General features: G+C 58.2%; 29 protein-coding genes. 9 read left to right on the top strand and 20 right to left on the bottom strand.

The window, feature by feature from the left end; all coding sequences use genetic code 11:
* Nucleotides 1-32 precede the first annotated feature (32 nt).
* The 4 genes from SynBMKMC1_RS08055 to SynBMKMC1_RS08040 are packed head-to-tail and all read left to right on the top strand — an operon-like array spanning nucleotide 33 to nucleotide 3,721.
* A complete protein-coding gene (locus SynBMKMC1_RS08055) occupies nucleotides 33-2,204 on the top strand; it encodes a glutamine synthetase III (protein WP_186471352.1) in 2,172 nt (723 codons plus the stop codon).
* Between the two features lie 50 nt (nucleotides 2,205-2,254).
* Nucleotides 2,255-2,908: a hypothetical protein gene (locus tag SynBMKMC1_RS08050; protein ID WP_255486101.1), complete on the top strand. Its 654-nt coding sequence runs from the start codon at nucleotides 2,255-2,257 to the stop codon at nucleotides 2,906-2,908.
* Entirely contained in the window at nucleotides 2,908-3,453 is a 546-nt protein-coding gene (locus tag SynBMKMC1_RS08045; RefSeq protein ID WP_186471351.1) for a thermonuclease family protein, read from the top strand. Before SynBMKMC1_RS08050 ends, SynBMKMC1_RS08045 begins: the two co-directional genes overlap by 1 nt.
* A gap of 16 nt (nucleotides 3,454-3,469) precedes the next feature.
* Nucleotides 3,470-3,721, top strand: a complete 252-nt coding sequence (locus SynBMKMC1_RS08040) for a hypothetical protein (RefSeq protein WP_370593909.1) — start codon at nucleotides 3,470-3,472, stop codon at nucleotides 3,719-3,721.
* Between the two features lie 196 nt (nucleotides 3,722-3,917).
* On the opposite strand, the gene SynBMKMC1_RS08035 is transcribed toward SynBMKMC1_RS08040, so the two are convergent.
* From SynBMKMC1_RS08035 to SynBMKMC1_RS08015, 5 genes are all read right to left on the bottom strand, one after another.
* Nucleotides 3,918-4,145, bottom strand: coding sequence for a hypothetical protein (locus SynBMKMC1_RS08035; RefSeq protein WP_186471350.1), 228 nt, complete (start codon nucleotides 4,143-4,145; stop codon nucleotides 3,918-3,920).
* Between the two features lie 13 nt (nucleotides 4,146-4,158).
* Complete coding sequence (locus SynBMKMC1_RS08030; protein ID WP_186471349.1) at nucleotides 4,159-4,404, bottom strand: hypothetical protein; 246 nt, start codon at nucleotides 4,402-4,404, stop codon at nucleotides 4,159-4,161.
* Nucleotides 4,405-4,423: 19 nt separating this feature from the next.
* Nucleotides 4,424-5,380 carry a polyphosphate kinase 2 gene (gene ppk2 / locus SynBMKMC1_RS08025; RefSeq protein WP_011933355.1) on the bottom strand — a complete coding sequence of 319 codons (957 nt, stop codon included), beginning with the start codon at nucleotides 5,378-5,380 and terminating at the stop codon, nucleotides 4,424-4,426.
* A gap of 69 nt (nucleotides 5,381-5,449) precedes the next feature.
* Entirely contained in the window at nucleotides 5,450-6,799 is a 1,350-nt protein-coding gene (locus SynBMKMC1_RS08020; RefSeq protein WP_186471348.1) for an ATP-binding protein, read from the bottom strand.
* Nucleotides 6,800-6,808: 9 nt separating this feature from the next.
* Nucleotides 6,809-7,519, bottom strand: coding sequence for a response regulator (locus tag SynBMKMC1_RS08015; protein ID WP_041428534.1), 711 nt, complete (start codon nucleotides 7,517-7,519; stop codon nucleotides 6,809-6,811).
* 157 nt (nucleotides 7,520-7,676) lie between these two features.
* Between SynBMKMC1_RS08015 and SynBMKMC1_RS08010 the strand changes: the two genes are divergently transcribed.
* The gene (locus tag SynBMKMC1_RS08010; protein ID WP_186471347.1) at nucleotides 7,677-8,144 is read left to right on the top strand and encodes an EF-hand domain-containing protein; all 468 of its coding nucleotides are present in this window, start codon (nucleotides 7,677-7,679) and stop codon (nucleotides 8,142-8,144) included.
* Nucleotides 8,145-8,158: 14 nt separating this feature from the next.
* Here SynBMKMC1_RS08010 and SynBMKMC1_RS08005 read toward each other — a convergent pair whose 3' ends face one another.
* The 4 genes from SynBMKMC1_RS08005 to SynBMKMC1_RS07990 are packed head-to-tail and all read right to left on the bottom strand — an operon-like array spanning nucleotide 8,159 to nucleotide 10,066.
* Nucleotides 8,159-8,569 carry a hypothetical protein gene (locus tag SynBMKMC1_RS08005; protein WP_255486100.1) on the bottom strand — a complete coding sequence of 137 codons (411 nt, stop codon included), beginning with the start codon at nucleotides 8,567-8,569 and terminating at the stop codon, nucleotides 8,159-8,161.
* Nucleotides 8,566-8,811, bottom strand: coding sequence for a hypothetical protein (locus SynBMKMC1_RS08000; protein ID WP_186471346.1), 246 nt, complete (start codon nucleotides 8,809-8,811; stop codon nucleotides 8,566-8,568). The genes SynBMKMC1_RS08005 and SynBMKMC1_RS08000 overlap by 4 nt, the downstream gene beginning before the upstream one ends.
* A gap of 56 nt (nucleotides 8,812-8,867) precedes the next feature.
* On the bottom strand, nucleotides 8,868-9,503 hold the full coding sequence (locus SynBMKMC1_RS07995) for a DUF4335 domain-containing protein (protein WP_186471345.1): 636 nt from the start codon (nucleotides 9,501-9,503) through the stop codon (nucleotides 8,868-8,870).
* A gap of 5 nt (nucleotides 9,504-9,508) precedes the next feature.
* Nucleotides 9,509-10,066, bottom strand: coding sequence for a DUF3038 domain-containing protein (locus tag SynBMKMC1_RS07990; RefSeq protein ID WP_186471344.1), 558 nt, complete (start codon nucleotides 10,064-10,066; stop codon nucleotides 9,509-9,511).
* Nucleotides 10,067-10,109: 43 nt separating this feature from the next.
* On the opposite strand from SynBMKMC1_RS07990, the gene SynBMKMC1_RS07985 reads away from it, so the two are divergent.
* A complete protein-coding gene (locus tag SynBMKMC1_RS07985) occupies nucleotides 10,110-10,628 on the top strand; it encodes an adenine phosphoribosyltransferase (RefSeq protein ID WP_255486099.1) in 519 nt (172 codons plus the stop codon).
* Between the two features lie 4 nt (nucleotides 10,629-10,632).
* On the opposite strand, the gene SynBMKMC1_RS07980 is transcribed toward SynBMKMC1_RS07985, so the two are convergent.
* The 5 genes from SynBMKMC1_RS07980 to dapB all read right to left on the bottom strand — a co-directional run bounded on the left by SynBMKMC1_RS07980 (nucleotide 10,633) and on the right by dapB (nucleotide 13,866).
* Nucleotides 10,633-10,845, bottom strand: coding sequence for a DUF2949 domain-containing protein (locus SynBMKMC1_RS07980; RefSeq protein ID WP_041428529.1), 213 nt, complete (start codon nucleotides 10,843-10,845; stop codon nucleotides 10,633-10,635).
* Nucleotides 10,766-12,028 carry an FAD-dependent monooxygenase gene (locus SynBMKMC1_RS07975; protein ID WP_186471342.1) on the bottom strand — a complete coding sequence of 421 codons (1,263 nt, stop codon included), beginning with the start codon at nucleotides 12,026-12,028 and terminating at the stop codon, nucleotides 10,766-10,768. The genes SynBMKMC1_RS07980 and SynBMKMC1_RS07975 overlap by 80 nt, the downstream gene beginning before the upstream one ends.
* 16 nt (nucleotides 12,029-12,044) lie before the next feature.
* A complete protein-coding gene (locus SynBMKMC1_RS07970; RefSeq protein WP_011933345.1) occupies nucleotides 12,045-12,296 on the bottom strand; it encodes a hypothetical protein in 252 nt (83 codons plus the stop codon).
* Nucleotides 12,297-12,360: 64 nt separating this feature from the next.
* Nucleotides 12,361-13,008, bottom strand: coding sequence for a hypothetical protein (locus SynBMKMC1_RS07965; RefSeq protein WP_011933344.1), 648 nt, complete (start codon nucleotides 13,006-13,008; stop codon nucleotides 12,361-12,363).
* A gap of 6 nt (nucleotides 13,009-13,014) precedes the next feature.
* Complete coding sequence (gene dapB / locus SynBMKMC1_RS07960) at nucleotides 13,015-13,866, bottom strand: 4-hydroxy-tetrahydrodipicolinate reductase (RefSeq protein ID WP_186471341.1); 852 nt, start codon at nucleotides 13,864-13,866, stop codon at nucleotides 13,015-13,017.
* Nucleotides 13,867-13,987: 121 nt separating this feature from the next.
* On the opposite strand from dapB, the gene SynBMKMC1_RS07955 reads away from it, so the two are divergent.
* Nucleotides 13,988-18,001 carry a magnesium chelatase subunit H gene (locus SynBMKMC1_RS07955; RefSeq protein WP_186471340.1) on the top strand — a complete coding sequence of 1,338 codons (4,014 nt, stop codon included), beginning with the start codon at nucleotides 13,988-13,990 and terminating at the stop codon, nucleotides 17,999-18,001.
* Between the two features lie 23 nt (nucleotides 18,002-18,024).
* Here the strand turns inward: SynBMKMC1_RS07955 and SynBMKMC1_RS07950 are convergent, their stop codons facing one another.
* From SynBMKMC1_RS07950 to SynBMKMC1_RS07935, 4 genes are read right to left on the bottom strand one after another with little or no spacing between them, the layout of a single operon-like run.
* Nucleotides 18,025-18,432 carry a thiol-disulfide oxidoreductase DCC family protein gene (locus SynBMKMC1_RS07950; RefSeq protein WP_011933341.1) on the bottom strand — a complete coding sequence of 136 codons (408 nt, stop codon included), beginning with the start codon at nucleotides 18,430-18,432 and terminating at the stop codon, nucleotides 18,025-18,027.
* 43 nt (nucleotides 18,433-18,475) lie between these two features.
* Nucleotides 18,476-19,309 carry a dihydropteroate synthase gene (gene folP / locus SynBMKMC1_RS07945; RefSeq protein WP_186471339.1) on the bottom strand — a complete coding sequence of 278 codons (834 nt, stop codon included), beginning with the start codon at nucleotides 19,307-19,309 and terminating at the stop codon, nucleotides 18,476-18,478.
* Between the two features lie 7 nt (nucleotides 19,310-19,316).
* Nucleotides 19,317-20,048 (bottom strand): triose-phosphate isomerase, encoded by a 732-nt coding sequence (tpiA, locus tag SynBMKMC1_RS07940; RefSeq protein ID WP_186471338.1) that lies wholly within the window; start codon nucleotides 20,046-20,048, stop codon nucleotides 19,317-19,319.
* Between the two features lie 33 nt (nucleotides 20,049-20,081).
* The gene (locus SynBMKMC1_RS07935; protein WP_011933338.1) at nucleotides 20,082-20,279 is read right to left on the bottom strand and encodes an RNA-binding S4 domain-containing protein; all 198 of its coding nucleotides are present in this window, start codon (nucleotides 20,277-20,279) and stop codon (nucleotides 20,082-20,084) included.
* A 39-nt stretch (nucleotides 20,280-20,318) separates the two neighbouring features.
* Between SynBMKMC1_RS07935 and SynBMKMC1_RS07930 the strand changes: the two genes are divergently transcribed.
* Entirely contained in the window at nucleotides 20,319-22,061 is a 1,743-nt protein-coding gene (locus SynBMKMC1_RS07930; protein ID WP_186471337.1) for an ABC transporter ATP-binding protein, read from the top strand.
* A 35-nt stretch (nucleotides 22,062-22,096) separates the two neighbouring features.
* Nucleotides 22,097-22,327 carry a DUF6447 family protein gene (locus SynBMKMC1_RS07925; protein ID WP_186471336.1) on the top strand — a complete coding sequence of 77 codons (231 nt, stop codon included), beginning with the start codon at nucleotides 22,097-22,099 and terminating at the stop codon, nucleotides 22,325-22,327.
* On the opposite strand, the gene SynBMKMC1_RS07920 is transcribed toward SynBMKMC1_RS07925, so the two are convergent.
* Both SynBMKMC1_RS07920 and SynBMKMC1_RS07915 read right to left on the bottom strand, forming a co-directional pair.
* Nucleotides 22,302-23,669, bottom strand: coding sequence for a sodium:alanine symporter family protein (locus tag SynBMKMC1_RS07920; RefSeq protein WP_186471335.1), 1,368 nt, complete (start codon nucleotides 23,667-23,669; stop codon nucleotides 22,302-22,304). The genes SynBMKMC1_RS07925 and SynBMKMC1_RS07920 overlap by 26 nt on opposite strands.
* Nucleotides 23,669-24,340 (bottom strand): DUF3386 domain-containing protein, encoded by a 672-nt coding sequence (locus SynBMKMC1_RS07915; protein ID WP_186471334.1) that lies wholly within the window; start codon nucleotides 24,338-24,340, stop codon nucleotides 23,669-23,671. The genes SynBMKMC1_RS07920 and SynBMKMC1_RS07915 overlap by 1 nt, the downstream gene beginning before the upstream one ends.
* Nucleotides 24,341-24,353: the final 13 nt, after the last annotated feature.

Raw genomic sequence — 24,353 nt, 5'->3', positions numbered from 1 at the left:
CGCTTCATCCCGCTGATCTGCGGGTTTTCACCATGCCCCATCCCGCCCGTCTGGCTGCTCTTCAGGCCATCCAGCAGCGCACGCCAGTGGACTGCGCGCCCGCCCAACCCCTTGAAGACGTTTGGGCTAGCGACGTGTTCACGCTTGCAAGGATGAAAAGTGCTCTGCCCAAGGAGTCCTACAAAGCGGTTCGTCGTGTGATCCGTGATGGCGGGCGTCTTGATCTCGCCGTGGCGGATGTGGTGGCCCAATCGATGAAGGACTGGGCTGTGTCCCAGGGTGCGCACTACTACGCACACGTTTTTTATCCCCTCACCAACTCCACTGCGGAGAAGCACGACGGTTTCATCAGCCCGCAAGGTGATGGTCAGGCGATCCATGAGTTCTCAGGCAAGCTCCTCGTTCAGGGTGAACCTGATGGCAGCTCCTTCCCTAATGGAGGCATCCGTTCCACCTTCGAGGCTCGTGGATACACGGCCTGGGACATCACCAGTCCGGCTTATTTGATGCGTACCCCCAACGGGGTGACGCTCTGCATTCCCACGGTGTTTGTGAGTTGGACAGGAGAGGCTCTTGATAAGAAAACGCCTCTGCTCCGTTCGAATGCCGCCATGAACCGGCAGGCGAAGAGGTTGCTTCGCCTCCTTGGCAACGAAGAGGTGGCTCCTGTGAACAGCTCCTGTGGGGCTGAGCAGGAATATTTTCTGGTGGACACTCAGTTCGCCACCCTCAGGCCTGACCTTCTTCTCGCCGGTCGCACGCTGTTCGGCGCGGCGTCACCCAAGGGTCAGCAATTTGATGATCACTACTTCGGTGCGATACCGGAAAGGGTGCAGGTCTTCATGCAAGACGTGGAGAGTCAGCTTTACAGACTGGGGATTCCAGCAAAGACCCGACACAACGAAGTTGCACCGGGCCAGTTTGAGATCGCGCCAGTTCATGAAGCCGCCAATGTCGCGACGGATCATCAGCAACTGATCATGACCACCCTGCGCAGCACCGCCAAGCGTCATGGGTTCACCTGCCTGCTTCATGAAAAGCCCTTTGCTGGAATCAACGGGTCCGGAAAGCATGTGAACTGGTCGGTTGGCAACAGCACCCAGGGCAACCTGCTGGATCCAGGTCGCACCCCCCACGACAACCTTCAATTTCTGTTGTTCTGTGCTGCCGTAATCCGCGGCGTGCACTGCAATGGTCCCTTGCTGCGTGCGGTTGTGGCGACGGCAGGCAACGACCATCGCCTTGGTGCGAACGAAGCCCCTCCGGCGATCATTTCCGTGTATCTCGGCCAGCAGTTGGAGCAGGTCTTCCAGCAGATTCAACGGGGAGAGGTCACAGGCAGCTCCCATGGGGGAGTGATGCGTCTGGGTGTGGATACCCTTCCCGAATTCCCAAAAGATGCAGGAGATCGCAACCGCACCTCCCCCTTTGCCTTCACCGGAAACAGGTTTGAGTTCCGTGCTGTTGGCTCCGGCCAGTCCGTCGCTGGGCCTCTCGTGGCCATGAATACCGTGCTGGCTGACTCCCTGGAATGGATCAGCGATCGCCTCGAAGCTGAAATGGGCTCTGGCCAGAGTCTCGAACAGTCGGCGGCGGCGGTGATTCGCCAGATCATGGATCGGCATGGTGCCGCTGTGTTTGGCGGTGATGGCTACTCCGACGCGTGGCATCGGGAAGCGACCGAGGATCGTGGCCTGGAAAATCTCCGCAATACCGCTGAAGCCCTGCCAGTGCTGCGCCGGGAGGAGGTGCGAAGCCTGTTCCAGCGCCACGGCGTGATCTCATCGGTGGAGATGGAGAGCCGCTATGAGGTGTACGGAGAGCAGTACTCCCTCGCGATTGAAGTGGAGGCCAAAGTGGCCCTCTCCATGGTGCGCACGCAAATCAGCCCAGCTGTTCAGAAGCACCTGAGCGCCCTGGCACGCAGCCTGCAACAGCAGCAGTCACTCGGACTTCAGCCTGAAACCCGTGATCTCCACCAGATCGCTGAGCTGCATCGGCGTATGGACGACCATGCAACGGCTCTGGCAGGGGAATTGCACCAGTTGCACAACGGAGATACCGCCGCGGCCATGAACCACTGCTCGGGTGTGTTGTTACCCCGGCTGCAGCTGTTGCGTGAAGCCGTGGATTCCTTGGAGGAACTCGTGGACGACGATCGCTGGCCCCTGCCCTCGTACCGGGAGATGCTCTTCGTTCGCTAGGACCCAGCTTTGCAAATCCCGATAAGGTGAAGAGTGTGGGGACTTTCGCCTTGCCGCTGAACTCAGTTGCTGACTTACTCGACTGGGTCATCAGTTTTGATGCCAGCAAGGTGCGCTGCGAAGTGGATCTCCTTCGCCGCCGATATCCAGATGCCACGACCTATGAACTCGCTGAACGTGCATTCAGCGATGCGCGATTGCGTGTGATTACTGCGGGAGCGGCGATGGGCTTGACTGCGAATCCCGTCCTCAGTGTGGCTGGGGCACTGGCGGATCTGTCCGTCACAACCCGGACCCAGCTGTTCGCTGCAGCCTGCGCCGCCGAGCTCCTGATTCCAGGATTTCTTGAGAGTGAGAACGCTCGCCACGAGTTGCTGTTCCCGGTTTTCGGCTCCAGTGTGATTAGCCAAGTGGGTGTGGAGCTGGGGTTGAAGGCTGCGCACACGGCCACCCGTGAGATGGTGTTGAAGCTGATCAACAAGCGCAGTCTCGCCTTGATCAATGGGGTGATGACGCGAGTCTTCGGGCGCAGGGTGAGTCAACGTGCTTTGGTCACCAAAACGGTTCCGCTGGTGGGGTGCGTGATCGGTGGCACCTGGAATGCGATTGAGGTTCAGTTGATCCGTAATCGAACACTCCGCTACCTCACAGCACAGGCCATGGAGTCCGGAGAGTTCATTGACGTTGAGGCGGTACCGAGCTGATGGCACGTTCGCGACGAGGGCGCATCCGGGAATTCATTCTTCTTGGTGCTGCAGCGACGCTCTGTTCGCTGCTCCCCACCACGACGGTTGCCGCAGACCCGCATCCTCGTCAGGAGGTCACGGTTCTAACGGTGAACAACGGCCAGGAAGTGCTGGTTGAGCTTGACGGTGAGGGTCGTGCTGTCAGGCTGGCTTGCATTCAGGCACCGCTCGCCGAGCATAGACCTTGGGCGCAAAACGCCACGGATCTGCTTCGTCGCTCCCTTCAGCCTGGAAACCGCGTTGTTCTGGAACTGCGTGCCAGGGATGTGTACGGCAGGGTTGTGGCTCGATTGATCAAGGCTGGCGCCGATGTCGCCACACCTCTTCTCAAGCAAGGTGCTGTCTTTGCCTACGACGGGTATCTGGGGCAGTGCAATGACCTCGATTACCCCCGTTTTGAGCGTGAAGCCAAAGCCGCCCAGCTTGGGGTTTGGAGTGTTCAGGGAGGCATTGAACGCCCATGGAATCTGATCGAGGCATCTGGAGGGCGACTGGAGCCTTGATCAGGTCGAAAGCGTTGTGGTTGACACAGTCGATCTCAACAGGCTGCGGCTGAATAAAAGAAGTTTCGCGAGTGCCATGAGTTACGAGCCTGGAAGCCTTGACTGCCGTTTGCTGATCGATGCCAAGCACCACGTGGAGCATGCGTTGGCATCCCTGAGTTCGCTGCCACAAAGCGATCACATTCAGCGTCAGCTCAAAGCCGTGCATCAGCAGCTCGAGGGGATGCACGATCTCAAGCGCAAACAACCCCTTCACTCCCCCGTCTGAACCGTCGGTGTTTGCACAGAATGGAGGAGCTGATCAGCTTGTCGATGTTTGAGAACAAGAACCGCCCCGCGTGGGTGAATTGGCTCTTCCTTGGAATCTTCTTGTGGTCCAGTTGGCAGCTCGCGGGATTCTGGTTTGCCCAGCTCCGGGGTGGGGGCTGACCCTGAACACAACGCCGGACCTCAGCGCTGCGGGCTCACTCCCAGGTGACTGTGCAGCGATAAGTGCTCGAATTCCCTGCGGTTCCAATCTCTTCGCAGGTTGTGTCCGTCACGGTTTTGCCTGATGGAACCTTGGCCAGGGCACGGTTGGTGGCAATGGCCTCGCTGACGCCACCCATGGTCACCGATCCAGCATGGACAACAGTGCTGTTGGAGAGAATCAAGAGCGTCGCCAGCGCTAGGAGTCGTTGCACAGAGTTCATGGCAGTTGATGACTCATTCATTGAGACGTCGTGCATCGATGATCCTGGCAAGTTCCAGTACATAGCCTGCAGTACACCAGCGACCATGGCTGCGAACTCGGTTTTCAGGATCCGAGCGGATTTCAGCCGTTTCGGCCATCAAGAGGTCAAGTTCTTCTAGCGGCAGTTCATAGAGATCCTGCAATTCCACCTCCCGTCCGAGCAAATGGCTGCGGAACCATTTGCGTGTCTGTTCCTGCGCGGGGATGTCTTGGGGCATGCAATGGCCTCTTCATTCCTTAGGTGTAGGGGTAGGCATTGGGCACGAAGAACTGTTCGTTGATCGGTGGGCGGCTGTAGTTGCCCTGCTCCGGCCGCGGTGGAAGTTCGATCGCCGGTGGGGTCATGTCTTCCCAGGGCACCTTGCTCAGCACATGTCGCAGGCAGTTGAGGCGTGCTCTGCGCTTGTCGTCGGCTTCAACGGTGAACCAGGGAGCCTCCGGAATGTTGGTGCGGTTAAACATGGCGTCTTTCGCCTGGGAGAATTCCACCCAACGATTGCGGGCCTCCAGGTCCATGGGGCTCAGTTTCCAGCGTCGGGTCGGGTCGTCGATCCGCGATTGGAAACGGGCCTCCTGTTCCGTGTCGCTCACCGAAAACCAATACTTCAGCAGCAGGATTCCGCTCCGCACCAACATACGTTCGAATTCAGGCACATCATCAAGAAATTGCTCCACCTGTTCAGGAGTGGCAAAGCCCATCACCCGTTCCACGCCGGCACGGTTGTACCAGCTGCGATCGAACACCACAATTTCTCCGGCTGCCGGGAAATGTTCCACGTAGCGCTGGAAATACCATTGCGTTTTCTGGCGCTCGGTTGGCGTTCCCAGAGCGACGACACGGCAGCCTCGGGGATTCAGGGGTTCTGTGAGCCGTTTGATCGTGCCGCCTTTTCCAGCCGCATCGCGACCTTCGAAGAGAACGATCATCCGGTAACCGGTGTCTTTGATCCAATACTGCATTTTCACAAGCTGGGTCTGGAGTTTCACCAGATCCGCTTCGTACAGCTTTTTGTTCAGCCGCTCGATCTTGTGATTGCGACCTTCCAGCAAGTCGTCGAGGAGTTCCGCCGGACTGTCAAGGTCGTGCTCGCTACCGGCAAGGCTGTTCAACACACGATCGGGAAGCTTGTCTCCACCGTCTTTTTTCTTGTCGTGGCCCTTGTGCTTCCCCTTGTCTTTGTCCTTGTGCGCCATGGTCTGACCAAGCCTCTCATCCATTGGTGACTGAGATCGAGGGCCACCTCTTCAGGGCCAATGTTTTTCTCAGCTTTGTGGTGCGGCTGGGGCGTTGCGAGCCCCAGGCCAAGGAAGGCTGAGACGAATGGCGAAGCGTCCTGGTGGCTGCTTGTCGGAACAGAGATCTCCCTGCAGACACTCCAGACGTCCCCCGTGAAGAGTCGCCACGTGGGAGACGATCGCGAGCCCGAGACCGCAGTGGCCTTGTTGACCACGGGAAGAATCGAGGCGATGAAAGGGCTGAAGCGCTTGCTCCCATTCGCTGGCTGGCATGCCTTCACCTTGGTCCCAGATTTCGATGCTGCAGCGTGAGTCCATGTCACGCAGGCGCAAAACCACAGGGGCTGTTCCGTAAGAGAACGCATTGTCGATGAGATTGGCAACAGCCCTGCCGAGGGCCACCGGTTTCACGGCCATGGAGAGAGGCGTGAGATCCAGATGGAGTTGATCAGCTGGATGACTGCTGGCCACTTCTGCCAGCAGCTGCTCGAGAGGAACCTCGACTGAGGCTTCACCGTCACCGCCTCCTGCAAACAGCAGAAACTGCCCCGTGATCCGCTCGAGGGACTGAAGATCTCCAGCACAGCGCTCTCGGTCTTCCGCCGTGAGCTGAGGCATGGAGAGCCGGAACTGAAGGCGCGTGATCGGTGCCCTCAGATCATGGGCAATACCGGCCAGCATGGTGGCTCGCTCTTGGCGACTCGTGGCCAGGCGCTGCACCATGGCATTGAAGCGTTTGGTGAGACGTTGCACTTCCGGTGCACCGCGAGCCGGTACAGCATCCGGTCCACCCCCGTCTCCGACCCTGGCGAGAGCCTTCTCCAGGCTTCTCAGAGGCGCCTCAACCTCCACGAGCAGGAACAGCCCACCGCAGATGATGCCCGCTCCAACCAGTGACAGACCCAGCAGGGTGGGCTCTGGGGGCCAACGCATCATCGAGGGCACATCCACCTTCAACCAGATGGGCTCCAAGGGGGAAATCAGCTCAATCCAGATGCTGCGTTCATCCCCAGCAGCGCGTTGGGGATACACCATCGGGCAGTGGGACAACCGCTGACACAGTTCCTTCTGCAGTGCATCAGCCTGACGCTTGAAGCCTGGGGAAGGATTCAAGGTCGATGCTTTGGGTCGCACGGTGACGACCAGATCCAAGCCAGTCAGTTCCCCCACCAGATGGGGTGGATAGCGCTCAAGGGCCAGTTCTGTGAGCCGGACGTTGAGGGCGAGGTCGCGCCCAAGCTGAATGGTCTGAAGCTGCTCCAGCTGACGTCCGAACAGGGCTTGGAACACAAGCAGACAGAAGGCCGAGCTGCCGAGGGCCAGGCTTCCCCATCCCAGCAGTGAGCTGATGCGCTTCTGCCAGGACGGAGACGGCATGGGAGAAAGTCAGCGAGAGCGGGGTTGACCATCGGGCACAAACACGTATCCGTAGCCCCAGACGGTCTGCAAATAGCGGGGACGTGTGGGGTCAGGTTCCACCAGTTTGCGCACGCGCGAGACCTGAACGTCCATGCTTCGGCTATCCGTGTCACAACCGGGCCCTCGCGCCAGCTCGATCAGCCGTTCTCTTGATAACGGACGGTGTGGGTGCTGAACAAACGATGCCAGCAGACTGAATTCCCCGCTGGTGATCACCACCGGTTTCCCCTCGCGGGTGAGAGTCCGGGCTGCAAGGTCGAGCACGTTCTCGCCAAACACCACATCGCCACCTTCCGCCAGGGGGGTTCCGGCCGGCAGGGAACTGCGGCGCCGTAGAACGGCTTCGATCCGCGCGGAGAGTTCCCTCGGCAGAAAGGGTTTGGCGAGGTAGTCATCAGCTCCTTGTTCGAGTCCGATGATGCGGTCAACGCCCTCGCCCCGGGCTGTCAGCATGACCACTGGCAGGTCGTCTCCCGCGTCGCGTAGACGGCGGAGGGCTGTGAGACCGTCGTCTCCAGGCATCATCAGATCGAGAACGATCAGGTCGGGCCGCTGGAACTCGAGCCTCGCCTCGAGCTGTTTGACGTCACTGAGGCTGCGGACGTCGTAGCCCTGATCGATCAGATAGGTGCCCACCATCTGGCGCAGCTCAGGATCATCGTCGACCACCCAGATCATTGAGGAGCGTCCCACCGTTGTTAGTCCTGCAAGAGATGCCCTGATCGTATGGATGCATCAGCACCCTGTCGCCCAGGGATTGACCCTGTCACAGCTGATCAGCGTGCTGTCACCACTCAGACACTCCCTGGCCTCAGGTTGCTCATAACCTGATGAAATGGACTTACCGCTGCCATCACTGAAGATCGGGGCGTTTGGGCTTCTGATCACCCCACTCGCGGTTCTTCCGGTCTGGGCTGAATCCAGGCCCGTTCACTCCTATGGGCAACGGATGGAGGCGTTGTTTATTCGTAGGGATGTGAATGGCGACGGGCGCTTGGAGACTGGTGAAGTGAAGGGTGATCCTTACCTCGAACGCAGATTGCAACGGCGCGATTCTCGGGGCTTCCTTTTGTTGGAAGATCTCAGACCATCAACGCCCCATCCCAGTGGCAGGCGTCTACAGCAACGCTTCCGTCAGGCCGATCGCAACGGCGATGGTCAGTTGGATCGATCGGAATGTCGTTCTTTGCCCTGGCTCAACCGCAACTTCACCAGCTTCGATCTTGATGCGAATGGTGGTTTGACACTTGAGGAGCTTTGGATTGTTCAGCGTTCACTGGCCCCTCGATCACCTGCTCCCTGAGCTCCTCAAGCCTTTCAGCGCTTGATCTTTGACGCTGAGCGCCTCGTTTTCACGTGAGGATTTGTCGTTCCGCGCATGAGCCGGCTGCATCCCTTAAAGAGGCGGATGGTTCCTGCGATGATCGATACGAACGCCAGCACCAGCAGCAGGGCGATCAGGATGATGGCCGCAAGCCCCAGCGCTGCTTCAACAAGCTGACTCAGACCCCGGATTAGGTCGGCGATCGCTTCGCTCACGACCACCATGGCGTCGAGTTTCTGGGGAAGCCAGCTCAGGAAGGTGAATGCACCCGCACCAAAGCCGAGCAGCAGAACGGACTCGAAGAGTTGCCTGCCGACGGACATCGGTCGGGAGGAGCGCCCTTTACTGAACACTTTTCTCGGTGATTTTCCCTTGCGCAGGGGGCGGATCTTGGGTGGATTCATGACATCGCCTGGTGTCCGGCACCTCGCATCCAGCGCTCAAATTCTGTGAGCACGAGTTCGTTGGGACAGTCGATCAAGGTGAGATCGCCAACAGTGCAATCCCCATAACCACTGTGGTGAAGAGTGATGTGATATCCAGAACCACTGAGACCGCAAACTTCCGGATCGCTCCGGACGACGACATCAAGCGAAGCCCCAATGCGTGCAACCCGACGACGGAGATCTGACCAGCTTGATGCCATTCCCGCATTCATCCGATCTGATCATTCTGAGGATCTCTCTGCTCAGGTCAACGCTCTCAATCAGCTTGTGAAGGATTGCTAATCGGTGGCTCTGCTCGCCCCTCCTGCTTTTCGAGCTGGGGATTGGTCTGCGGGGTTTCGGGTGTGGGGATCGGCACAAGCAGACCGACCAGCCCAAGAATCAAAAACGTACCGGTGCCCAGTGCTGGTGCCGCCAAGCGTTGAAGCAAAGGTGTTCGCTCTGCCAGATCCCGTTTCGGCAGGGGAGCATGGGTGATCCGAGGCCACTGGATGCGAACCCTTTCGTCGTGACGCAGGGCATCGAGGCAGCGCACCAGGTCTGCAAGATCCGCATCATCAAGTTGAAGGGTCAGAGGAGGAACTCCACTGCGGCTGCTGATTAGTTCCAGTTGATGTCCTTGCTCGAGAGGGAGGATTCGCACGGGCCCCCCATCCTGGCCTTGAACTCTGGATACCCCCGACAGTTGAAGACGGGCATAGGGAATGACCGCAGCCATGAGGGCTTCCAGGTGCTCCCGTTTCCCTTCCATTTCAGGGCCGCCAATCATGGTGAGTCTCCAACTGGAGAGAATGCCGATCGCATTGCTGCCATGGTCGGCAGAAAAGTCTGGAAGACCTTCAACCTCCAAGCGTGCAGCGGTTTGGTCGTATCGGAAGGACTGTTTCAGCATCACCATCAGGGGGTCGGATCGAGAAGGCTGGCGCGGAGCCGATCGACTCCACCTGGACCGGCAGCCAGGGCCAGTGTGAGCACGAGTTGGCGCTGAAGGGGCATGGCCTGTTGACCATCAAGAAGGCGCTGAATGGCTCCCCTGCGGAGGTTCATGCGCTCTTCGATGAGGTCTCCAAGGCGCTGATCCAGGAGAGCCCAACGTTGTTCTGTGAGGTTTGCAGGTTCCCTGCTTGACAGCAATTGATGCAGCAGTGGGTAGAGACGATCCGCCATGGCGCAGAGAATGCGGATCAGGGCTTCAGTTTCAACCGCTGCAAGCGATCCACGGCGGGTTGATCGCCTCAGTGGGTTGTGGCACCGGCGCTTCCAGAGTTCGACGCGATTGGGAAAGACCGTTTCAAACCCCAGTTGTCGGGTCGCCCAGAGCATGGCCTCCCCACCATTGAGATCCAATGACTCCACAGTCAGCAACAGAAGATCCAGGCGTTCGAGCGCCCGTCGGCCGAGAACGGCTTCGGGTTGAGACGGATCGGACACCGCCGGAACTGAAACATCGGTCATGGCTGCGATGATGCCAGGGTTGAGGCCTTTCCGTCACCACCTCGTGGATCTTCGTCAGTACGTTCGCGATATTCCCGACTTTCCGAAGCCCGGAATCCTGTTCCGTGACATCACCCCCCTGCTTCGGGACCCCGCTGGTTGGCATGAGGTGATCCAACGCCTGGTTGCTGTGTGTGATCGATGGCAACCGGATCTGATCGTGGGCATCGAATCCAGGGGGTTCATCGTTGGAACGGCGCTGGCAACGCAATTAGGCAAGGGGTTCGTGCCGGTTCGCAAGCCAGGCAAATTGCCTGGAGAGGTGATCGGTATCGACTACACCTTGGAGTACGGCAGTGATCGATTGGAGATCCACGCTGATGCTCTGGCTGATCACCCGAAGGTGTTGCTTGTGGACGACCTGCTGGCGACCGGTGGCACGGCCTCGGCATCGGCTGAATTGGTGACCAAGGCCGGCGGAGAGCTTGTGGGGTGTGGATTCGTGATCGAACTCGCGGATCTTGCTGGCCGGGCGAAACTGCCTGAGGGGGTTCCAGTGGAATCCCTCATCATTTACGGGTGATCGCTCACTCGTGCTGGTACTGCCAGTTCAGAACATCCTGATATTGGTTGAGGTTGAGCAGGCCGAAGCTCCAAAGCACCACAGGGAGAGGAGCCTGCTCCAGGGCTGCTTGGCGCAGTCCCAGATTGATTGCGTTGTCACTCAGCCCCATTTTTTGCTGAAGAAAACTGAGTAGAGCGGGGCTCGGCTGGGGTTGGGGATCGCTGCTGATCACCATGGCGGGCAATCTTTTGCCCATACTCTGGCAAGCGGGACCACAAGGTGCCAGGACCATCCGTCATGGCCGACAGGCTGATGCGACGAATCCACCGTGCGTGCGCTAAGAGCTTGATGATCAGAAACCGCATCGGCAGGATCAGCGGCTGACGATTGGAGAACAGGCGGATCAGAAGGTCTGTGGAGATCAACACACCGATCAGATCCGGGAGCCGTCGCCAGCTGTAGAGGCGCCCCAGATGCGCTGGCAGGGAACCATTGATCCTTTTCGATGCCGTGAGATCGAGCAGATCGCTCACATCGCGCCAGCAGAGGTTCAAACCCTGTCCACCAACGGGGTGGCAGCGATGGCCTGACTCACCCACCAACAGCAGATTCGAACTGTTGAGTCGGGGTGCGAGGCTGAGTTCCAGAGGGAATGCCCCAGGTCGATCCAAAAGAGCTGTTGGACGGAGCCCCGAAGGAAGGATCGCTGCCAGTTGCTGCAGCAGTTGTTGCGGTTGAAGCTGCGTCCGTTGGCGGCAGTGCTGAAGAGGTGCACTCCAAACCACCTGATAATCGCTGCCTCCGAGGGGCAAGACAGCCATGGGTCCTTCAGCCCGGAACAATTCGTAGGCGCAGCGTTCCTGCGCACCTTCGAGGGAGACCTTGGCGGTCATGCACCCCTGTTGATAGGCATGAGTCCAGAAAGCCATGGCTCTGGATTTCCGCAGTGTTGAATAAGCACCATCAGCGGCGACAATCCAATCAGCCTGTTGCTGAAAGTGGCGGCAGCTGACTTCATCAGCGTTGAAATGAAGCTCAACCAACGTGTTGGAGTCCAACTGATCCAGGAGTTCCGCCATCAGCGGCTTGTGGTCCAGGATCCAGCCGATTGATTCAGATCTTCGATTACCGCTTCTGAGATCACCGCGGCGGAACCAGGCCGTTAATCCCAGAACTCTGTCGTCGAGGCGAAGAGCGTCGAAGGGAGAGGAAAATTGGTGGAGTTGTTCCCAGAGGTTGAGACGTTGCAACAAACGTCTCGAGGAATGGGTCAGGGCATAGGCCCGGCTCCGTTCAACAAGATCAGGACGCGCTTGTTGATCGATTAACAAGACTTGAAAGCCCTGTTGGGCAAGACCCAAAGCGAGAAGGGAACCGGTAGGACCGGCTCCCACGATCAGGATCCGGTCCGTTGCCATCGGAATTGGCAAGGAATCAGCCGATGCCCAGAAGGCCGCGGGTGAAGGCTTCGCCGCCGAGGGCGAGCTCAGTTGCAAGCAGAGCAATGAAGCCGAGCATGGCCATCCGTCCATTCAGCTTTTCGGCGCGCTCGTGAAAGCCCCAACCGCTTTCGGTGTCCACCACTTCCATTCTGGGCTCAGTGGCAAACGCATTCAAACGACCGCCGTCTTCGGTGGTCACAGTGGCGCCGCGGATGACAGGAGCGTTGGCAGGTACTTCAGACATGTGTCTCAGGCGTCTTTACATAGCGTAACGCATCTTTTCAGAACTTCTGATTTCAGCTGCCAGCTCATCGGCGTAGGCGCAGTCGGCAAAGGTCTTCGAATGCAGGCCTCAGCAAGAACGGGTAGTCGCCAATCCAGAGACGGACCTCGGGCAACCAGGCATCCGAGAGCGCACCCAAGCGACTGAAATCCTTGCGATCACTGAGCACGATGCATCGGATCACCAGTCCTGCCCGGATCAGGCCGTGGGACTTGGTCATCGGGAAGCTGATCCTGCCGAGATAACCATCCTCATCGGCAAGCTCGAGGACCATCCAGGTTCGTCTGCTTTCAACCAGTTCAAGGCGTCCATTGGCATCGGCCTGTTCACGCTGGTTCTCCACGCGTTCCTCGGTGAACGCCTCCGCAACTTCGCCTTCGAAGAGAGCCGCTGCCGGGTAGCGACGCAGCTCAGCGTTGCGGCGCCCCGCTTCAATAATGGGCCCCCAGAGGATGTAGAGGAGAAGGACCACCCCTGCAATCAGCCAGACCGACCCCCAGCGGTTGAACGACAGGCTTTGGCTGATGAGAAGGGTGATAACTCCGCCAATCCCTGAGATCAGCAAGCGCTGAAGGATTTTGCGGGGGTTGCCAAGAGTTGCTTTGAACTGCGTTCCCGTGGCGACTGCCGGAATCAGACGCTGCAGTTCTCCCGGTCGCAGAGGCAGAAGCATCGTCGATCAGATCAAGCGTTCCAGGCCGTACACCAGCCCTTCGAGTTGACGCACCCGACGCACACACAACAGAACCCCTGGCATGTAAGCCGAGCGATCGATTGTGTCGTGGCGCAGGGTATACGTTTCGCCTGGTGCTCCAAACATCACCTCCTGGTGCGCGACCAAACCCGGCAGGCGGAGGGAATGAAGGCGGAGTCCGCTGGGGCGGCGACCACCGCGGCTCCCTTCAAGGGATTCATGCTCTTCGACCTCTTCAGGGTTGAAGGTTTTGCCGAGCTCCTCCATGAGTTCAGCCGTTTTGATGCACGTACCGCTGGGTGCATCGGCCTTGCGGTTGTGATGAAGCTCCGTGAGCTCGGCATGGTCATAAAAACGTGCCGCTGCAGCAGCAGCCTGCTGCAGCAAAACCATACCCACCGAAAAATTGGGGATCACAGCGCCGCCGATGGATGCTTTGCGCGCGAAGTCGCTCAAGTTATTCATTTGCTGCGGTGAGAGCCCAGTCGTGCCAATCACGGGGTGCACGCCATAGGCAATCGCTGCGCGGGTATTGGCGTAGACAACCGAGGGATGCGTGAAGTCCACCATCACGGCTCCCTGGCCTCGACCGTCATCGCGAACGGCTTGGCTGCAGGCACACAGGCACCCTTCCAGATCAGCGGTCACGGCCACATCGAGGTGGCCGAGCCCAAGCTGCTCGCCCACATCCTGCCCCTCGGTGCCGGGCGTGGTGTCCACAGCACCCACGAGACGACAGTCTTCCGCGGCTTGGACGGCACGGATCACTTCAGCACCCATCCTTCCGAGGGCTCCGGTGACCACCACCGGGATCGATCCACCCGCCGCTGAACTCATGGCACTGCAATCACTGGCTTGAGCCTATGGGCTCGAGGGCGACTTGTAACACCAGCGCTCAAACACTCGCACCGCGAGCTCACCTCACCGTAGTGTTCTTCACATTGCTCAAAGAGTGCAGATGTTCACACAGGTCCGCTCCGCTGATCGTCGCGTTGCTCCTGTGGAGGGTCAAAACCACAAGTCCGTCATGAAGGCGGTGTACGTGGTTCTTGAGCCCCAGTACCAGAACGCACTGACCCAGGCCGCCACCGCATTGAATGCCGCGGAAGGCGATCTCGGCATCGACCTTTGTGGATATCTGATCGAGGAACTCCGCGATCCCGACAACTACGAGAATTTCAAGCGTGATGTCAGCGAGGCCGATGTGTTCATCGCCTCCCTCATTTTCATTGAGGACCTCGCGCAGAAAGTGGTTGAGGCTGTCGCACCCCATCGCGATCGTCTCAAGGCTGCTGTGGTCTTCCCCTCGATGCCCGAGGTGATGCGCCTCAACAAGCTCGGCTCCTTTTCAATGGCGCAGCTTGGGCAGAGCAAGAGCGCCATTGCCGGCTTCATGAAAAAGCGGAAGGAAGCCGGTGGTGCTGGTTTTCAGGACGCCATGCTCAAGCTCCTCAACACGCTTCCGACAGTCCTCAAATACCTGCCTGTGGAGAAGGCGCAGGATGCGCGCAGCTTCATGCTCAGTTTTCAGTACTGGTTGGGAGGTACGCCCGAAAATCTCAGGAATTTCCTGCTGATGCTGGCCGACAAGTACGTCTTCCCAGCAGCTGAGGGCGAGGAGCGTCCGATCATGGAGGTGGCGGAGCCCGAGGTGTTCCCCGATCTGGGCATCTGGCATCCCCTGGCCCCCACGATGTTTGAGGACCTCAAGGAATACCTCAACTGGACGTCGAGCCGGCCCGATCTGTCGGATGAGGCCCGCAAGGGACCGGTGATCGGTCTTGTGTTGCAGCGCAGTCACATCGTGACCGGCGATGACGCGCACTACGTCGCCGTCATCCAGGAACTTGAGTTTCGGGGCGCAAGAGTGATTCCGATCTTCTGCGGTGGTCTCGATTTCTCCAAGCCGGTCAACGCCTTTTTCTATGACCCCCTCAACCAAGAGCAGCCTTTGGTCGACGGCATTGTGTCGCTGACTGGCTTCGCCCTGGTTGGTGGTCCGGCCCGCCAAGACCACCCGAAGGCGATTGAGTCGCTCAAAAAGCTCAACCGTCCCTACATGGTGGCGTTGCCGTTGGTCTTCCAGACCACGCAAGAGTGGGAGGAGAGTGATCTTGGCCTCCACCCCGTGCAGGTGGCCTTGCAGATCGCGATTCCTGAGCTGGATGGTGCCATCGAGCCCATTGTTCTTTCCGGCCGTGATGATGCAACCGGCAAGGCCCACACCCTCCAAGATCGGGTTGACGCCATCGCTGAACGGGCGATCCGCTGGTCATCTCTGCGCATCAAGCCGCGTCAGCAGAAGAAACTGGCGATCACTGTGTTCAGCTTTCCTCCAGACAAGGGAAATGTTGGAACCGCCGCGTATCTCAACGTGTTCGGATCCATTCATCGCGTTCTCGAAGAGATGAAGGCGAAGGGATATGACATTCAGGATCTACCGCGTGATTCCAAAACCCTGATGGAAGCGGTGATCAATGACCCTGAAGCCATGCAGGGGGCACCGGAGCTTTCAATCGCCCACCGCATGAGTGTTGAGGAGTACGAGCGGCTCACTCCTTACTCCGAGCGTTTGGAAGAGAACTGGGGCAAGCCTCCCGGAAATCTGAACAGCGACGGGCAGAACCTGCTGATTTACGGCCGTCACTTCGGCAACGTGTTTGTGGGGGTGCAGCCCACATTCGGTTACGAAGGCGATCCGATGCGCCTGCTTTACTCCCGCAGTGCGAGTCCTCACCATGGCTTCGCTGCCTACTACACCTATCTCGAGAAGGTGTGGGGCGCTGATGCTGTGCTCCATTTCGGGACCCATGGTTCGCTCGAGTTCATGCCCGGCAAGCAGATGGGCATGAGTGAAACCTGTTATCCGGATTCATTGATCGGGTCTCTGCCGAATCTCTATTACTACGCGGCAAACAACCCTTCTGAGGCTACGATCGCCAAGCGTCGGGGCTATGCCTCCACGATCAGCTACCTCACGCCGCCAGCTGAAAACGCTGGTTTGTATAAAGGTCTCAAGGAACTTGGCGAGCTGGTTGGCTCTTATCAGCAACTGCGTGAAGGCGGTCGCGGCGTGCAGATCGTGAACACAATTGTTGAAACGGCCCGTCAGTGCAACCTCGATAAAGATGTTGATCTTCCTGAGGAGGATGCGGCATCCCTTGAGCTTGAAGGTCGGGATGCTCTTGTTGGTGCTGTTTATCGCCAGTTGATGGAGATTGAGAGCCGCCTGCTTCCCTGCGGTCTTCACACCATCGGCAAGCCCCCCACCGCCGAAGAAGCGGTGGCCACCCTTGTGAATATCGCTGCGCTGGAGCGTGAGGAAGATGGCCTTCGCTCACTGCCAGGACTGCTGGCCGAAGCGATGGGGCGCAGCATCGAGGACATCTATCGGGGAAATGATGAAGGTGTTCTCTCCGATGTCGAGCTGAACCGAACGATCACCGAAACATCGCGTGCTGCGATTGGCTCGATGGTTCGCTCCCTCACAGGGCTCGATGGTCGAGTGAATATGCGCGGTAATTTCGGATGGCTTCTTGATCTGCTGACCAAGTTCGGCTTCAAGCTGCCGACCCCCTGGTTGAGAGCCTGTTGTGCAGCCGGCTTCACCAGCATTGATTCTACAGAACTCGACAAGCTTTTCGCCTATTTGCGCTTCTGTCTGGGACAGATCTGTGCCGATATGGAGATGGAAAGTCTGCTGAAGGCTCTCGACGGTGAATATGTGCTTCCAGGGCCTGGTGGTGATCCAATCCGTAACCCAGGTGTTCTTCCCAGCGGTAAGAACATCCACGCCCTTGATCCTCAGGCCATCCCAACCCGTGCAGCTGTTGCAGCAGCAAAAGGTGTGGTCGATAAGCTGATTGAGCGTCAGCGCGAAGAACAGGGCACGTGGCCAGAAACGATTGCCTGTGTTCTTTGGGGTACGGATAACATCAAAACCTATGGTGAATCTCTTGCGCAGATTCTCTGGTTCGTTGGTGTCAAGCCAATGCCTGATTCCGTGGGCAGGGTCAACAAGCTTGAGTTGATTCCCCTTGAAGAGTTGGGTCGCCCTCGGATTGATGTGGTGGTGAACTGTTCCGGTGTTTTCCGTGATCTGTTCATCAATCAGATGGCGTTGATCGACCAGGCTGTGAAGATGGCTGCTGAGGCTGATGAGCCTCTTGAGCAGAATTTTGTCCGCCGGCATGCTTTGGAGCAAGCTGAGAAGGAAGGCACGTCACTCCGAGATGCTGCTTGCAGGGTCTTCTCGAATGCCAGCGGAAGTTACAGCTCGAATGTCAACCTTGCTATTGAAAACAGCACCTGGGAAGAAGAGGGTGAGTTGCAGGAGATGTATCTTTCCAGGAAAACGTTTGCATTCAACGCAGACAATCCTGGCGAGATGAATCAGAAGCGTGACGTCTTTGAAAATGTGATGAAAACAGCTGATGTCACGTTCCAGAACCTCGACTCAGCAGAGATTTCACTTACGGACGTGAGCCACTATTTCGATAGTGACCCCACAAAACTGATCAAGGGTCTGCGTGACGACGGCAAAGCTCCGACCAGCTACATCGCCGACACGACAACTGCCAATGCTCAGGTGCGCTCTTTGAGTGAGACCATTCGCCTGGATTCAAGGACCAAGCTCCTCAACCCCAAGTGGTATGAAGGCATGCTCGATTCTGGTTATGAGGGCGTTCGTGAAGTGGCCAAGCGTCTTAACTTCACCCTCGGATGGAGTGCCACCAGTGGCGCTGTTGATAACTTCGTCTATGAGGAAGCGAACGAAACGTTCATCAACGATCCGGAGATGCGCAAGCGTTTGTTGGAGTTGAATCCTCACAGTTTCCGGCGCATCGTCGGTACACTCCTCGAGGTGAATGGCCGCGGATACTGGGAAGCGTCCGACGAAAACATCCAACAACTCCAAGAGCTTTATCAGGAGGTTGAGGATCGGATCGAAGGAGTTACTCCTGCAGCGTGAAGGCCGCCAAATCGAACCGGGGTTCATGCCCCGGTTCGTTCACAACGTTCGTTGCATAGCTGATCCAATGAAGGTCGTCTGGTGATCAGCAGTCGGTAGCGGGCCCAAACCGTGTAGACGGCATCGATGACCGGACCAATGAGCGGCCACTTGGTTGGTGCGTAGATCCAGCCCAGACCAATCAAGCGATAAGCAGCGCGAAACACAGCGACATCTTTGAGAACCGTTCCCTCGGCATCGATGGCATGAATTCGGGCCATGGCCTGGCGGTAAGTAATCCCGCTCCAAGTTTCAGGACAATAATCAGCAGCATTAATGTCTACGAACTGCATTGTTTGGCCTTGATCTTTTCGGCGTAGGAACTCAACCTCCCGCACGCAAAGTGGGCATCCGCCGTCGTAAAGAAGGGTGAGCGCATGCTCCGCTGTCATGGGTGTCTGAAACTCGAAAGGAGCTCTGTTCTAGCGGAGCCAATCAGGTGTTCCGAGCCACGGCTTCGCCCATGCTCACCACCTGATGGATTGGACCGACATCATGAACCCGCAACACATGAACGCCTGCAGCCTGGGCACGGGCACAGACCGCTGCGGTACCCCAGATGCGTGCTTTGGGTCGTGGCTGGTTTAGAACCGCGCCGATGAAACGTTTTCGAGAGGGCCCCAGCAGCAGGGGAATGCCATCCCGTTGGAATTCTTCGAGCTGGCGAATCAGTTCAAGGTTTTGTTCATTGTCTTTGGCAAATCCCAAGCCTGGATCCCAGATGAGTTGCGTTGCTTTCACTCCTTGCCTCAAGGCCCGCTTGGTGCTCTCCCGCAGTTCTCGTCGGACTGCGTTCACCACACCCTCGCTGCCGTAATTGGTGCAGGCGTCCATCGAAGCGCTGTCTCCCCTGCTGTGCATCAGCACGTAAGGACAGCCCGCGTCCGCGATCAACGGAAGCATGCCTGCATCGCGCCGGCCTCCACTCACGTCGTTGATCCAGTCAGCACCTGCTTCAAGCGCCGCTGTGGCCACAGCAGCGAGAAAGGTGTCCACAGAAATGATCACATCGGGATGGTCGCGTCTGATGGCTTGGAGGCACGGGATCAGACGTTTGAGCTCCTCCTCCTCTCCCACTTCTTCGGCCCCAGGTCGAGTGCTCTGGGCACCGAGATCGAGCACGTCGGCACCATCGTTGATCTGCCGATCAGCCTCTTTTCTGGCCTGCTTGGCACTGTTGAACTGTCCTCCATCGCTGAAGGAATCGGGTGTGAGGTTGATCACCCCCATGACAGCTGGTCTGCGGCCCCAGCAGGTGGGATGGCGCATCGTTGGATCAGCCTTTTTTGTAATTCGCGATCCTGGCGAAACCTTCTGGATCGAGCGAAGCGCCTCCAACCAGCACACCATCAATGTCGCTCATGCCCATGAGCTCATCGATGTTGGCTGGCTTCACCGATCCTCCGTATTGAATGATCAGATCAGGTGAACCAACCCAGCTGCGGATCAATCCACAGATCCGATTCGCCTCCGCCGATTCACAGGTTTTTCCTGTACCGATGGCCCAGATCGGTTCGTAGGCCACAACCAGGCGTTGCGGGTCGAGACCTTCCAGGCCTTGCTCCACCTGTCGACGGATCACCCGTTCCGCTTCACCGCGGCTGCGCTGCTCATCGCTTTCGCCGACGCAGACGATGGGAATCAAGTCGTGCGCCTGTGCTGAACGGGCCCGATGATTGATCTGTTCGTCGCTTTCGCTGAAGTATTTCCGTGGCTCGCTGTGGCCAACGATGGCGTAGCGCACGCCGTGCTCTTGAAGCATGGCCGGCGAGATTTCACCCGTGTAAGCCCCATGCCCTTCCCAGTGCACATTCTGGCTGGAGATTTCAACCCGACTGCCAGCTCCAACATCCGCAAGCGTGCTGATCGCCGTAAACGGTGGAGCGATCACCAAGTGGCGGTCATCCGGGGTCTCGGCGATAAGGGGTAGGAAGGTGCCCATCCAATCCCGGGTCTGGGCACAGGTCATGTGCATCTTCCAGTTTCCTGCGATCACCGGTTTGCGCACGCTTGCGTCCTCTGCTGCTCAGCAGCAGCCAACTTACGGCCCAGCCTGAGGATTTTCGGGAACAGTGGCGCTTTCTCCACCGAGTTCAACACGATCTCCAGCCATCAGTTGCCGTCCTCGCCTGGATTCCACACTGCCGTTGACCTGCACCTGCCCATCACGGATGCGCAGCTTGGCCTCCCCCCCTGTGGCAACCCATCCCTGCCATTTGAGGAATTGATCGAGCTTCATTGCGGCAGTTCGTCCAGATGCCATTGATAGTGTGCTCCGATGCTGAACCCTTCCGAAGCCGGATTCCGCAGACTTCTTCCTCTTCTGCGCCCGCACTCCATCCAGCTGCTTTGGGGGGCCATCAGCATGATCCTCTTTGTCGGCAGCTGGCCGCTGCTGATGGATCTGGTCGGACGCCTGATTCCTGCTCTCGGCTCTGGCGATCTCGCGGTTGTGCTTCCGGTGATCGGCCTGGTTCTGGTGGTGTTTCTGCTACAGAAGCTTGCTCAATTCGCCCAAGACTCTCTGCTGGCTGGTCCGGCACTGCAGGTGAGCCAGAGCCTGCGCAGGGATCTCTTTCGGCAGCTGCAGCAGGTGGAACTCGGTGCCCTCGAGAAGCTTTCCGCTGGGGACCTCACCTATCGCCTGACCGAAGACGCCGACCGCGTCAGCGAAGTCATCTACAAAACCCTCCACGACACGATCCCCAGTGCCCTTCAGCTTGTGGCTGTGCTCGGCTACATGCTTTGGCTCGACTGGAAACTCACCCTCGCGATCCTTCTGCTGGCGCCGTTGATCGTGTGGTTGATCAGTCTGTTCGGTGGAAGGGTCATGGCCGCCACTGAACGCAGTCAGAAAAAGGTGAGTGAGTTGGCCGGGCTTCTGGGTGAGGCGATTGAGGGCTTGCCTCTCGTTCGCGCTTTCGCGGCCGAACCTTGGTTGCAGGGCCGCTTCGAACAAGAGATCGATCAGCACAGGCGGGCCCGCTACAACACGTACCGGCTGGTCGCTCTACAACATCCGGTCGTCGGCATCATCGAGGTTCTGGGTATTGCGGTGGTTCTCGTGCTTGCGGCTTACAGGCTGAGCAATGGAGATCTCGACAGCAAAGGGCTGACCAGTTACGTGACCGGTCTTGTGGTGCTGATCGACCCCATTGCTCACCTCACCACGAACTACAACGAGTTTCAGCAGGGCCAGGCTTCGTTGCGCCGTTTGCGGGCGATTGAGAAGGAGCCGTCTGAACCGGCCGATCCCAACCCTGCTCTTGCTCTTGACCGGTTGCGTGGTGATCTCGTCTTCAAACATGTTCAGTTCGGTTATCGCCCCGATCAACCCGTTCTGCATGACCTGAACCTCACGATTAACGCGGGAACTGTTGTGGCTTTGGTGGGGCCATCGGGGGCTGGCAAGAGCACACTGTTTTCATTGGTGCTGCGTTTCAACACCGCGCAGAGTGGTCAGGTGCTGCTGGACGGCAAGAATCTGGCCCAAGTGAGGGCCCGTGATCTTCGCCAGCAGGTGGCCCTGGTTCCGCAGCGCAGCAGTGTGTTCTCAGGCACCATTGCCGAAGCGATTCGCTTCGGTCGCGCGGCCAGCCAAGAGCAAGTCGTGGAAGCGGCCCGTCTGGCCAATGCCCACGATTTCATTATCAACCTCCCGGAGGGATACGCGACCCATCTGGAAGAGAGGGGAACCAATGTGTCTGGCGGGCAGCTTCAGCGCATCGCCATCGCCCGCGCCGTTCTTGGGGACCCTGCTGTGATGCTTCTCGATGAAGCCACCAGTGCGCTGGATGCCGAAGCGGAATCTGCTGTGCAGGTAGGCCTTCGTCAGGCCATGCGCGGCCGGACAGTGCTGGTGATTGCGCATCGACTGGCAACTGTTCAGGAAGCAGACCGGATTGTTGTTCTCGAGAATGGCTCGATCATCGAGCAGGGAACCCATGACGCCTTGATGCAGCACAACGGGCGTTATCGCGAACTGTGTGAACGGCAGATGATTCGTGATCGCCAGCGTTAAGTTTCAGGTGTTTCGCTCGCATCTTGCTGAAAGCCATGACAACCACTCCGTCCGACAATCCGGTTCTGACCTTTGAAGGCAAGCGCTATGACCTCAACGCCTTGCCCGATGAGCTCAAGGAGCTTGTACGCGGGATGCAAGTGGCCGATGCACAGCTGAGGATGCATGAAGACACCCTCAAGGTGTTAGCTGTTGGACGTCAGACCATGGCAATGCAACTGAATGAACGCTTGAAGAACGTCACTCCTTTGCCTGAGAACGGTTGAAGTTGTAATCCCTGGTGAGCTTGAAGATCACTGGGGAGAGAAGTAGCAAGGACAAGAGATTCGGGATTGCCATCAATCCGTTGAGGATGTCGGCAATTAACCAAACCACGTCGAAGCTGGCGGTGGCTCCAATGACGACCACCGCCACCCAGACCAGACGGAACCAGCGAATCGGACGAACACCAGCGAGAAATTCCAGGCAGCGTTCGCTGTAGAAGCTCCAACCAAGGATGGTGGTTGCCGTGAACGTGACTGTTGCAAAACTCACAAGATGGCCGGCACCAGGCAAGGCCCAATCAAAAGCACTTTTGGTCAACATCACACCTTGTTCACTGTCTAGATAGCGACCACTGATCACAATCACGAGCGCCGTCATTGTGCAAATAATCAGCGTGTCGATCACGGTTCCCAGCATGGCGACGGCACCTTGAAGGACTGGATCTCCTGGACGAGCTGACGCCTGCGCGATCGGAGCCGTTCCCAGGCCGGCTTCGTTGGAGAACACTCCACGAGCGATTCCTTTTTGGATCACCACACCCACGGCCCCTCCAGCTGCTGCCCGACCTGTAAAAGCGTCCTGCACGATCAGCTGAAATGCCGCTGGGATCTCACCGACGTGAAGTAAAAGAATCACAAGCGCGCTGAGAACATAAATCCCAGCCATCACTGGAACCACCACACCTGCCACGCGACCGATTCGGCGGATTCCACCAATAATCACAACAAAGGTAATGAGAGCCATCCCGATGCCTGTTGCCAGGGGGGGGATGCCATAGCTGCTCAGAACGCTCGCTAATTCATGGGCCTGCACACCATTGCCGATTCCGAATCCAGCGAAGGTTCCGAACAAGGCAAACACGATGCCGAGCCAGGCCCAGCGGGGACCAAGACCATTGCGGATGGCGTACATCGGACCGCCAACATGGTCGCGCAGAGAATCAACCTCACGGAACTGAACGGCCACCATGCATTCGCCGTATTTGGTGGCGATGCCAAGAACAGCCGCAAGCCACATCCAGAACACGGCACCTGGTCCTCCAGCCCCAATCGCTGCAGCGACTCCGGCCACATTCCCTGTGCCGATTGTTGCAGCGAGGGCCGTCATCAAGCCTTGGAAGGCATTCACCTCGCCTTCACCGGACTGCTCGGAACTTTTGCCAGTTCGCATTGACGCCACCATCGCCTTCAGGGCGAAACCCAAGCGACGCAGCGGCATCCACTGCAGGCCCACCATCAGGTAGAGGCCTGTACCGGCAATGAGTACGAGTGTCGCTGGTCCCCAGACAACCGAACTGACCTCTTCGAGGCTCAGACTCCTCAGAGTCGCGATGGAGACGGACATCACAGGCTGGAACAATCGAGGAAGAGGAAAGACTGAGTGCTAGCCGGTGTTTGGCCGTGCGCTTCGGTGCTGATCACCCGTTGCTCAAGAACCCAGGGACCGTTGGATTCGAGTGGCATGAATGTGTCTTCAAAACGGCTGAGTCCGCCGCGAGCTTCGCCGGTTGATGGGTCCGCATACTGACTTGTGTAAGTACGGCTGAGGTATCCAGACCCCGTGTCGGTGGTACTGCCGGTGTGAATTGTGACCACAGTTCCGTGAATATGACGGTGAACCATGGTAACCACCCGATCTTTGATGCGGTAGCGGTCTCCCTCACCCTTGCCGCCGATCAGGACTTCCAGACCTTCATCGCTGGTGGTTCCCGCAGTGAACGTGTTGTCACCGTGCACCTGATCGAAAGACCTCCGAACCCGGTGGATCGCCACTTCCCAGAGCTGGGATGCCATGGCCTTCTCAACCTCTGCATCGTCAACGCCTGTCACCTTGGCCTTCAGGTCGGCACCAACTTCGAAGCGGCCCTCGACGGTGCGGTCGCCCTGTTGCCAGATGCAACGTCCGCGATAGCCGGAGAAGCCAGGATCCCAGGTGTAACGGTTCTCATAAGCAGCCCTAAAAGCCTCGCGGCAGTCGCTGCCTGGTGATGTTTGCGCGGGAGTGCTGACGGTCACTGGGCTTGATCAA

It is taken from the genome of Synechococcus sp. BMK-MC-1, assembly GCF_014279955.1.
In the GTDB taxonomy this organism is placed as follows: domain Bacteria; phylum Cyanobacteriota; class Cyanobacteriia; order PCC-6307; family Cyanobiaceae; genus Synechococcus_C.
The sequence above is the reverse complement of the archived record's forward strand: the minus strand, read 5'-3'. Positions and strand labels throughout refer to the sequence as shown.